At 65.0% G+C, this 9,502-nt stretch carries 10 protein-coding genes and 1 pseudogene; 9 read left to right on the top strand and 2 right to left on the bottom strand.

Annotation, left to right across the window (positions count from 1 at the left end; all coding sequences use genetic code 11):
* Both EOA24_RS16735 and xylB read left to right on the top strand, forming a co-directional pair.
* A pseudogene (locus EOA24_RS16735) lies at nucleotides 1-252 on the top strand (tetratricopeptide repeat protein); the annotation flags it as partial.
* A gap of 81 nt (nucleotides 253-333) precedes the next feature.
* The gene (gene xylB, locus EOA24_RS16730) at nucleotides 334-1,788 is read left to right on the top strand and encodes a xylulokinase (protein WP_126079935.1); all 1,455 of its coding nucleotides are present in this window, start codon (nucleotides 334-336) and stop codon (nucleotides 1,786-1,788) included.
* A gap of 308 nt (nucleotides 1,789-2,096) precedes the next feature.
* On the opposite strand, the gene EOA24_RS16725 is transcribed toward xylB, so the two are convergent.
* Nucleotides 2,097-2,459 (bottom strand): nuclear transport factor 2 family protein, encoded by a 363-nt coding sequence (locus EOA24_RS16725; RefSeq protein WP_126079936.1) that lies wholly within the window; start codon nucleotides 2,457-2,459, stop codon nucleotides 2,097-2,099.
* 112 nt (nucleotides 2,460-2,571) lie between these two features.
* Here EOA24_RS16725 and xylA point away from each other — a divergent pair, with 112 nt between their 5' ends.
* From xylA to EOA24_RS16710, 3 genes are all read left to right on the top strand, one after another.
* The gene (gene xylA, locus EOA24_RS16720) at nucleotides 2,572-3,897 is read left to right on the top strand and encodes a xylose isomerase (protein WP_126079937.1); all 1,326 of its coding nucleotides are present in this window, start codon (nucleotides 2,572-2,574) and stop codon (nucleotides 3,895-3,897) included.
* 199 nt (nucleotides 3,898-4,096) lie between these two features.
* Nucleotides 4,097-4,300 carry a hypothetical protein gene (locus EOA24_RS16715; RefSeq protein WP_126079938.1) on the top strand — a complete coding sequence of 68 codons (204 nt, stop codon included), beginning with the start codon at nucleotides 4,097-4,099 and terminating at the stop codon, nucleotides 4,298-4,300.
* A 91-nt stretch (nucleotides 4,301-4,391) separates the two neighbouring features.
* Nucleotides 4,392-5,153 (top strand): TIGR01458 family HAD-type hydrolase, encoded by a 762-nt coding sequence (locus EOA24_RS16710; RefSeq protein WP_348526433.1) that lies wholly within the window; start codon nucleotides 4,392-4,394, stop codon nucleotides 5,151-5,153.
* On the opposite strand, the gene EOA24_RS16705 is transcribed toward EOA24_RS16710, so the two are convergent.
* On the bottom strand, nucleotides 5,134-6,114 hold the full coding sequence (locus EOA24_RS16705; protein WP_126079940.1) for a GlxA family transcriptional regulator: 981 nt from the start codon (nucleotides 6,112-6,114) through the stop codon (nucleotides 5,134-5,136). The genes EOA24_RS16710 and EOA24_RS16705 overlap by 20 nt on opposite strands.
* Before the next feature lie 124 nt (nucleotides 6,115-6,238).
* Here EOA24_RS16705 and EOA24_RS16700 point away from each other — a divergent pair, with 124 nt between their 5' ends.
* The 4 genes from EOA24_RS16700 to EOA24_RS16685 all read left to right on the top strand — a co-directional run.
* On the top strand, nucleotides 6,239-7,162 hold the full coding sequence (locus EOA24_RS16700; RefSeq protein WP_126079941.1) for a 3-keto-5-aminohexanoate cleavage protein: 924 nt from the start codon (nucleotides 6,239-6,241) through the stop codon (nucleotides 7,160-7,162).
* Between the two features lie 14 nt (nucleotides 7,163-7,176).
* A complete protein-coding gene (locus EOA24_RS16695; RefSeq protein ID WP_126079942.1) occupies nucleotides 7,177-7,809 on the top strand; it encodes an HD domain-containing protein in 633 nt (210 codons plus the stop codon).
* Nucleotides 7,806-8,939, top strand: a complete 1,134-nt coding sequence (locus EOA24_RS16690; protein WP_126079943.1) for a carnitine 3-dehydrogenase — start codon at nucleotides 7,806-7,808, stop codon at nucleotides 8,937-8,939. Before EOA24_RS16695 ends, EOA24_RS16690 begins: the two co-directional genes overlap by 4 nt.
* A 4-nt stretch (nucleotides 8,940-8,943) precedes the next feature.
* On the top strand, nucleotides 8,944-9,502 hold a 559-nt coding region (locus EOA24_RS16685), incomplete at its 3' end, for an acyl-CoA dehydrogenase family protein (protein WP_133374532.1).

The following is a 9,502-nucleotide window of genomic DNA, read 5'->3' as shown; positions in this document are numbered from 1 at the left end:
ATCAAGGCCTTCGGCGAGGGCCGCTACGATGAGGCCGTGCGGCTGATCCGGCCGATCCGCTCGATCGCGCACCGCTTCGGCGGCAGCCACGCGCAGCGCGCCGTGATCGACCTGACGCTGATCGAAGCCGCGTTGCGCGCCGGCAATAGGGGGCTGGCGCGAGCGCTTACCGCCGAACGGCAGTTGGCGCGGCCGGACAGCCCGTTGTCGGCATTGTTCTCGCGGCGCGCATTCGATTTGTCTGAGAATTGACCCGGGACGGATCTTGCCCTAAAAACTGGCCAGCCAGATTTTTTCGAGATCCGAAAAAATTAATGGCAGTGGGAGGAAATCATGTATCTCGGCCTCGACCTGGGCACTTCGGGCGTCAAGGCGCTGCTGATCGATGACCACCAGAAAGTCATTGGCGCCGGCAATGGCTCGCTCGACGTGTCGCGACCGCATCCCGGCTGGTCGGAGCAGGATCCGGCCCATTGGATCGAGGCCTGCGAGGCCGCAATTGCCGAGCTCAAGGCTTCGCACCCTAAAGAACTGGCGGCGGTCAAGGGCATCGGCCTTTCCGGCCAGATGCACGGCGCCACCCTGCTCGACGCATCGGACAAGGTGCTGCGCCCCTGCATCCTGTGGAACGACACGCGCAGCCATGCCGAGGCGGCGGCGCTCGATGCCGATCCGCGCTTCCGCAAGCTCACCGGCAACATCGTCTTCCCGGGCTTCACGGCGCCGAAGCTTGCCTGGGTGAAGAACAACGAGCCGGCGATCTTTGCCAGGGTAGCCAAGGTGCTTTTGCCCAAGGACTATCTGCGGCTCTGGCTGACCGGCGAACACATCTCGGAAATGTCGGACTCAGCCGGCACGTCTTGGCTCGATGTCGGCAATCGGCGCTGGGCCCCCGAATTGCTGGCGGCGACGTCGCTCGACGAGAAGCATATGCCGTTACTGGTCGAAGGCACGGACAAGGCCGGCGGGCTGCGCGCCGAGCTTGCCTCGAAATGGGGCATCGCGGGAGGCATTCCGATTGCTGGCGGTGCCGGCGACAATGCGGCCTCGGCCTGCGGCATGGGCACGGTCGGCGCGGGCCACGCCTTCGTGTCGCTCGGCACGTCGGGTGTGCTCTTCGCGGCGAACGCCTCCTATCTGCCCAATCCGGAAAGCGCGGTGCACACCTTCTGCCACGCGCTGCCCAACACCTGGCACCAGATGGGCGTGATCCTGTCCGCGACCGATTCGCTCAACTGGCTTTCGGAAATCACGGGAAAAAGCGCCGGCGACCTGACCGGCGAGCTTGGCGACACGCTCAAGGCGCCGACGGGCGTCTCCTTCCTGCCTTATCTCTCCGGCGAGCGCACGCCGCACAATGATTCCGCCATTCGCGGCTCTTTCACGGGGCTTGCGCATCAATCGAGCCGGGCCGTGCTGACGCAGGCGGTGCTGGAAGGCGTCGCCTTCGCCTTCCGCGACAGCCTCGAAGCGCTGAAGACGGCCGGCACGACGATCAGCAGGGTGACGGCGATCGGCGGCGGCTCGCGCTCGCGCTACTGGCTGAAGGCGATCGCCACCGCGTTGCAGGTGCCGGTCGATATTCCCGCTGACGGCGATTTCGGCGCGGCGTTTGGCGCGGCAAGGCTGGGCTTGATAGCCGCGACCGGTGCCGATCCGCTTGCGGTATGCACGGCGCCGGCGACGGATGCGACGGTTGAGCCGGAAGGCGGGCTTGGTGGGGCTTATGCCGATGCCTATCAGAGGTATCGCGCGCTTTACCCGGCGATAAGGGCTGTAACCGCGTGAGTGGAAGCGAGGCACCTCGTAGTCGCATGAGCGGGCGCGAGGCCCCCCTCTCTGCCCTGCCGGGCATCTCCCCCTCAAGGGGGGAGATTGGCAGTTGGAATGCCCCGCTACCTCCTGCAACGCTGGAGATTGGCGAAAGCCGAAGCGACATCCGATCTCCTCCCTTGAGGGGGGTGAGGAGTGGTCCGCGCAGCGGGCGGAAAGCCAATTGCTTGGCTTTCCGAACGACGAACGCCCGGAGCGATAGCGAAGGGCCGGAGCCGGCAGGCCAGAGAGGGGGGCCTCGCGCCTGCCTTACCCGGCTAGCCTCACTGCGCCGGCACCTTGTCCAAAAACCCGGTGACGCTCTTCAGGCGGCCGTTCTCGATGACGCCGATGTCGGTGCCTTCGATGACCGACTCCGTGCCTTCGGGCCCCAGATTCCACGAGAAGCGTATGCGGTCGGCAAAACCGTCGGGCTCGCCCTTCAGCGAGAAACGGAAGCCGGCGAAGCGCTGCTGGACGCCGTCGATGAGGGACGCGACCCCGTCATGGCCGTCGCCCTGCATGACCGGGTCGCGATAGCTGACATCCTCGGTGAAGGCAGCTTCGAGCAGCGCCTCGCGGCGGGCCGCATCGCTCTCGTTCCAGGCGGCGATGTAGTTGCGGGCGATCGTGTTGAGGTCGGTCATTGTCATGCTCCTTCGTTGGATCGTTTCGACATGACCTTTTTGGCGCCCCGCAGAAGCGAAACCAATTACGCCTGAGGTAATCGGGCGAATGCACCCGGAGAGGAAGGAAACCATGAGCAGCGGATTTTTCGGCGACATCAAGAAGATCAAATATGAGGGACCGGATTCGACCAATCCGCTGGCCTATCGCTTCTACAACCCGGACGAGGTGGTGGCCGGCAAGCGGCTGGAAGACCATCTGCGCTTCGCCGTCGCCTACTGGCATTCCTTTGCCTGGCCGGGCGGCGACCCGTTCGGCGGCCAGACCTTCGACCGGCCCTGGTTCGCCAAGCCGGGCGGCATCGACACGATGGAGCTGGCCAAGCTCAAGGCCGACGTCGCCTTCGAGATGTTCTCGCTGCTCGGCGCGCCCTATTTCTGCTTCCACGATGCCGACGTGCGCCCGGAAGGCAAGGATTTCTCCGAGAGCGCCGCGCGCCTCGACGAGATCACCGACTATTTCGCCGACAAGATGAAAAAGACCGGCGTCAAGCTGCTCTGGGGCACGGCGAACCTGTTCTCGCATCGCCGCTTCATGTCGGGCGCGGCCACCAACCCCGATCCGGATGTGTTCGCCTATGCGGCGGCGACGGTGAAGAAGTGCATCGACGTGACGAAGAAGCTGAAGGGCGAGAACTATGTGCTGTGGGGCGGGCGCGAAGGCTATGAGACCTTGCTCAACACCGACCTCGCGCGCGAGCAGGAACAGGCCGGCCGCTTCCTCAACCTCGTCGTCGACTACAAGCACAAGATCGGCTTCAAGGGCACGATCCTGATCGAGCCGAAGCCGCAGGAGCCCACAAAACACCAGTACGACTACGACGTCGCCACTGTGTACGGCTTCCTCAAGCGCTTCGGCCTGGAGAAGGAGGTCAAGCTCAACATCGAGCAGGGCCACGCGATCCTCGCCGGCCATTCCTTCGAGCACGAACTGGCTCTGGCCAACGCGCTGGGCGTCTTCGGCTCTATCGACATGAACCGCAACGACTACCAATCGGGCTGGGACACCGACCAGTTCCCCAACAATGTGCCGGAAATGGCCTTGGCCTATTACCAGGTGCTGCTGGGCGGCGGCTTCAAGACTGGCGGCACCAATTTCGACGCCAAGCTCCGGCGCCAATCGCTCGACCCGGACGACCTGCTGATCGGCCATATCGGCGGCATGGATGCCTGCGCGCGCGGCCTGAAGGCGGCGGCGAAGATGATCGAGGACAAGGCGCTGTCCGGTCCGCTCGCCGAACGCTATGCCGGCTGGAACACCGCCGAAGGCGAGGCGATGCTTTCAGGCAAGCGCACGCTGGAGGAGATCGCCGAACGCGTGGTGAAGACGAAGATCGAGCCGCAGCCGCGCTCCGGCCGGCAGGAGCTGCTCGAAAACATCGTCAACAGGTATGTCTAAAGAACGGCACGCTGCCTCGCGCCCGAGCAGTCGGGACGCGGGGCAGGCCTGAAAATTGCGTTCGCGAGGGCGGAATCAAGCGACAAAACTTTGCCCCGCGCTGCCCCTCAATCACCTCGTTCTTGCCTTCAAACAGCCGTCACGGATTTCGTATAAACGTGGCTCCTGTGGCGGGTGAAGAAGAAGGAGGCGAACCGATATGCAGCACGAACGCGAAATCGACGCCCTGCTCTCGTCCGGCGAGACCGGATCGATCATCGACCGGCTGATGGCATTGCCGCACTCGAAAGACAATGCGCGCAAGACAAATGAATGGGATCGCGCGGTTGCCGCGCGGCTCGAAACGGCGCTGGCCAAGAGCATGCGCTCGCGCATAGTCGGCGAAGGCCGCGACGCCGCCTGATTCTTCCGTGGCCTGATTCTCTCGTGGCCTGATTTTCTCCTGGTTTGACGAACGGAGACCGTTTCTCCATCCTGCGCCGATGATACGCGCGGTGCTGCTCGATCTTCTGGGTGTCGTCTACGATGGCGATACCCCGATACCAGGCGCGGCCGCGGCTATCGAACGTCTGCGTAAGGCCGGCCTGCCGCTGCGTTTCGTCAGCAACACGACACGCTCGCCGCGCAGCAAGATCATCGCGCAGCTTGTGGCCATGGGCATCGAGGTCGCGGACGAAGAGTTGCTGACGCCGGCGCGCGCCGCGGTCGAATGGCTGCGCAATCACGACCGCCAGCCGCATCTGCTCGTCCATCCCGACCTCGAAGCCGAGTTTTCCGGACTGGAGGGCGGGAACGGGCGTGCTGTCGTCGTCGGCGATGCCGGCGAGGGCTTCGACCATGCGAGCCTGAACCGGGCATTCCGCGAGCTTGCCGCCGGTGCCGATTTCGTGGCGCTTGCCGTCAATCGCACCTTCAAGGATGCCGACGGCCAGCTCAGCCTCGACGCCGGCGCCTTCGTCGCAGCGCTGGAATTCGCCAGCGGACGAAGCCCCGTGGTGCTCGGCAAGCCGTCGCCGGATTTCTTTCTCTCGGCGCTTGCGGACCTGGACTGCCCGGCGGCCGATGCGGTCATGGTCGGCGACGACGCCGAGGGCGATGTCGCCGGCGCGCTGCGCGCCGGGCTGGGCGCGGCGCTTCTGGTGCGCACCGGCAAATATCGTCCCGGCGACGAAACACGCTTCGATCCGGCTCCCGCAGCGCTGGTCGACGATCTCGCGGCAGCAGCCGAGTGGATATTCAGCCGCGCCGCAATCTGACCGGCGCTTCGCCGAAAGCTCTTGAAAATGCCCTGGAAAACGCGGCTGCGGACGAAAAGCCGGTACGCCCGGCGATGTCGGCCATGGCAATGCGCGTGTCGACCACCAGGCGACGGGCGGCGCTGAGGCGCAGCCTCAGATAATAGGCGCCGGGCGTCTCGCCGATCGATTTGCGAAAGATGCTTTCCAGCGTTCTTGCCGTGACGCCGGCGCGCTTGGCCACGGCGTCAATGGTGAGCGGCTGGTCGACATGCGCTTCCATCAGCCGGATCGCCTGGGCAAGCCTGGGATCGTAGCCGTCGAGCCGGCCGAGCGAGACCAGCGGCTGCGCGTCGGTCGCGGCGCGCGCCTGATCGTAGATGAAGACGCTCGCCACATCGAGCGCGGCGGCCATGCCGAGCCTGGTGCGGACCAGATGCAGCATCAGGTCGAAGGTCGGCGAGGCGCCGCCGGAGGTGAACACCGGCCCGTCGATGACATAGCGGTCCGGCCGCACGTCGACGCCCGGGAATGCGGCGGAGAAATCCTCCATGTCCTCCCAATGGGTGGTGGCGCTGCGGCCTTCGAGCAGCCCGGCGCGCGCCACCAGCCAGGTGCCGGCCTCGACGCCGCCGCAGGCGCGCGCGGCGCGTGCCGCGCGGCGCAGGCCGGCAAGCAGCGCCGAGGTGGCGTAGTTCTGCGTGCCGAAACCGGCGACGACGACCAGCATGTCGGTCGGCTCGGCGGCATCGAAGCGGCCGCTGACGGCCACGGGGAGGCCGCAAGTGGTGACCGGCGCCTCGCCGGTGACCGAGACCAGCTTGAAATCGAATAGCGTCTCGCCCGAGATGCGGTTTGCGGCGCGCAACGGATCGACGGCCGAGGCCACGCACATGATCGACGAGCCCGAGAACACAAGGAACGTCACCTTGAGCGTCTCGCGCTCGGGCCGAAAGATGGGCGGCTTTTCGCTTTTGATCATGAGAGCTTCGTAAAACGCAAAACAGTTTCCGGCAAGTCGGTCATTCTGTATCCATCCCGTGCACAGCCCAACAGGCTTCCGCTTTGGCGGCACGCATGGCCGATCGACCCTGGGAGGATAGACGATGCCGCTTGCGATGAACCGTGAGGTCTTCATTACCTGTGCCGTGACCGGCTCCGGCGGCACGCAGGACCGCAGCCCGCATGTGCCGCGCTCGCCCAAGCAGATCGCCGATTCGGCGATCGACGCCGCCAAGGCGGGCGCCGCGATCGTCCACTGCCATGTGCGCGATCCCGAGACCGGCAAGCCTAGGCGCGACGTGCATCTCTATCGCGAAGTGACCGAGCGCATCCGCGAAGCCAATGTCGACGTGGTGCTGAACCTCACCGCGGGCATGGGCGGCGACATGGTGTTCGGCTCGCCCGAGGCGCCGCTGCCGCTCAACGAAAAAGGCACGGACATGGGCGGCGCCACCAACCGCATGGAGCATGTGCGCCAGTGCCTGCCGGAGATCTGCACGCTGGATTGCGGCACGATGAACTTCGCCGAAGCCGACTATGTGATGACCAACACGCCCGGCATGCTGCGCGCCATGGGCGGCATGATGACGGCGCTGGGCGTCAAGCCCGAGATCGAGGCCTTCGACACCGGACATCTGTGGTTCGCCAAGCAACTGGTCGAGGAGAAAGTGCTCAACGCGGACGCTCTGGTGCAGCTCTGCATGGGCGTGCCGTGGGGCGCGCCGGACGACCTCAACACCTTCATGGCGATGGTCAACAATGTGCCCTCGACCTGGAACTGGTCGGCCTTCTCGATCGGCCGCAACCAGATGGCCTATGCCGCGGCGGCGGTGCTTGCCGGCGGCAATGTCCGCGTCGGACTGGAAGACAATCTGTGGCTCGACAAGGGCGTGCTGGCGACCAATGCGCAGCTCGTCGAGCGCGCCGCGAGCATCGTCACCAATCTCGGCGCGCGGATCCTCGGGCCGGAGGAAGTGCGCAAGAAGCTCAATCTCACCAAGCGGGCGCCCCTAGCTGCTGCAGCTTAAGGCAGGAATTTGCGATGACTGACACCGTCAAATTCACCGCGATGAAGGACGGCGACAAGGAAGACTACGAATTCCTGACTGCCCATGAGATCGACTATGCCGCCAAGACCGGCGACCGGCTGCTCGATGCGCTGGTGCAGCTCGACGAGGGTCTGTCGGGCTACAAGATCACCCGGCTCGGCAATTCGCTGCAGGCGGCGACGCGCGCCTGGCAGGATGGCGCCGACACGGACTGGATCGTCTCGGCGCTGCTGCATGACATCGGCGACATCTATGCGCCCTACAACCACGACGAATATGCGGCTGCGATCCTAAAACCCTTCGTGCGCGAGCAATGCACCTGGGTGGTGGAAAAGCACGGCGATTTCCAGCGCCTCTATTACGCGCATCATCTGGGCGGCAATCGCCACGCCCGCGACCACTTCGCCGGACACCTCTATTTCGACGATTGCGACCAGTTCTGCGAGCGCTGGGACCAGTCGAGCTTCGACCCCGACTATGAGACGCTGCCGATCGAGTTCTTCCGGCCCTTCGTGCTCGAAGTGTTCGCCCGCAAGGCCTACGACCCGACAGTGATCCGCGCCGGCGAGCGTGTGGCCCTTACTAATCCCGATACAGCCAAGACAAGAACCGGAGCCTGCCCATGAGCATCATCAACAAGGCGGCCGCCATCGGCGGCGGCGTCATCGGCGCCGGCTGGGTGGCGCGACTGCTCTTGAACGGCATCGACGTGTCGATCTTCGATCCGGATCCGGAAGCGTCACGCAAGGTGGGCGAAGTGATGAAGGGCGCGCGCCGCGCCTACAAGCAGATGCTGCCGGGCGGCCTCCCCAGGGAAGGCAAACTCACCTTCGCCAAGACCATCGGCGAAGCGGTGGCCGACGCCGATTTCATCCAGGAAAGCGTGCCGGAGCGGCTCGACCTCAAGCACAAGGTGCTGGCCGAGATCGACCAGCATGCGCCGGCCAATGCCATCGTCGGCTCGTCGACCTCCGGCATCAAGCCGACCGACATGCAGGTGGCGATGAAGAAGCACCCGGAGCGGCTGGTCGTCGGCCATCCATTCAACCCGGTCTATCTTCTGCCGCTGGTCGAGATCGTCGGCGGCGAGCAGACCTTCCCCGAGGCGATCGAGGTCGCCAAGGAGCTCTACGCCTCGATCGGCATGAAACCGGTGGTGGTGCGCAAGGAGATCGAGGCGTTTGTCGGCGACCGCCTGCTCGAAGCCGCATGGCGCGAGGCACTGTGGCTGGTCAAGGACGGCATCTGCACCGTCGAGGAACTCGACGACATCATGCGCTATTCCTTCGGCCTGCGCTGGGCGCAGATGGGCATGTTCCAGGTCTATCGCGTTGCCGGCGGCGAGGCGGGCATGCGTCACTTCATGGCGCAGTTCGGGCCTTGCCTGAAATGGCCCTGGACCAAGCTGATGGACGTGCCGGAATTCAACGACGAGCTGGTCGACCTGATCGCCACCCAGTCGGACGAGCAGGCGCACGGGCTTTCGATCCGCGAGCTGGAGAAAATCCGCGACGACAATCTGGTCGCGATCATGGAAGCGCTGTCGAGGCAGAACAAGGGCAAGGGCTGGGGCGCCGGCGCGCTGCACAAGGACTATACCAGGCAGCTCGCCAAACTCGCGGCGAAGAAGAGTTCCGCCAAGGCCGAAGCGGCCAAGCCGGCGAAGAAGGCCGCGAAGCCGGCAAAGGCTGCGAAACCGGCCAAGGCGGTAAAGGTCGAAAAGCCGAAGAAGAAGAGCGGCAAGAAGAAGGGCTGAGGCGATGTATTTCGGTCTTTCGGAAGAGCAGAAACTTATCGTCGAGACGACCCGCGCCTTCGTCGAGAACGAGCTCTACCCGCATGAGCGCGAGGTGGAGCGCACCGGCGTGCTGCGCCGCGAGCTGATCGACGAATTGAAGGCGAAGGCGATCGAAGCGGGGCTCTACGCTGCCAACATGCCGGCCGATGTCGGCGGCGCCGGGCTCGATACGGTGAGCTGGCTGCTCTACGAGAAGGAGCTCGGCCGCGCCAATTACGCGCTGCATTGGACCTGCGTGGCGCGTCCCTCCAACATCCTGCTCGCCGGCACGCCGGAGCAGCGCGAGAAATACCTCTTCCCCTGCATCCGCGGCGAGAAGTGGGACTGCCTGGCGATGACCGAACCCGGCGCAGGTTCCGACCTGCGCGGCATGAAGGCGACCGCCGTGCAGGACGGCTCGGGCTGGGTGCTCAACGGCACCAAGCACTTCATCAGCCACGCCGATCTCGCCGATTTCGCGATTTGTTTCATGGCCTCCGGCGAGGAAGAGACCCCGCGCGGCAAGCACAAGAAGATCACCG

It is taken from the genome of Mesorhizobium sp. M2A.F.Ca.ET.039.01.1.1, from assembly GCF_003998035.1.
Lineage (GTDB): Bacteria > Pseudomonadota > Alphaproteobacteria > Rhizobiales > Rhizobiaceae > Mesorhizobium.
The sequence above is the reverse complement of the archived record's forward strand: the minus strand, read 5'-3'. Positions and strand labels throughout refer to the sequence as shown.

Coding starts and splice junctions, on each gene's coding strand:
- xylB (WP_126079935.1), top strand. CDS start 334: ATGTATCTCGGCCTCGACCTGGGCACTTCGGGCGTCAAGGCGCTGCTG.
- EOA24_RS16725 (WP_126079936.1), bottom strand. CDS start 2,459: ATGACCGACCTCAACACGATCGCCCGCAACTACATCGCCGCCTGGAAC.
- xylA (WP_126079937.1), top strand. CDS start 2,572: ATGAGCAGCGGATTTTTCGGCGACATCAAGAAGATCAAATATGAGGGA.
- EOA24_RS16715 (WP_126079938.1), top strand. CDS start 4,097: ATGCAGCACGAACGCGAAATCGACGCCCTGCTCTCGTCCGGCGAGACC.
- EOA24_RS16705 (WP_126079940.1), bottom strand. CDS start 6,114: ATGATCAAAAGCGAAAAGCCGCCCATCTTTCGGCCCGAGCGCGAGACG.
- EOA24_RS16700 (WP_126079941.1), top strand. CDS start 6,239: ATGCCGCTTGCGATGAACCGTGAGGTCTTCATTACCTGTGCCGTGACC.
- EOA24_RS16695 (WP_126079942.1), top strand. CDS start 7,177: ATGACTGACACCGTCAAATTCACCGCGATGAAGGACGGCGACAAGGAA.
- EOA24_RS16690 (WP_126079943.1), top strand. CDS start 7,806: ATGAGCATCATCAACAAGGCGGCCGCCATCGGCGGCGGCGTCATCGGC.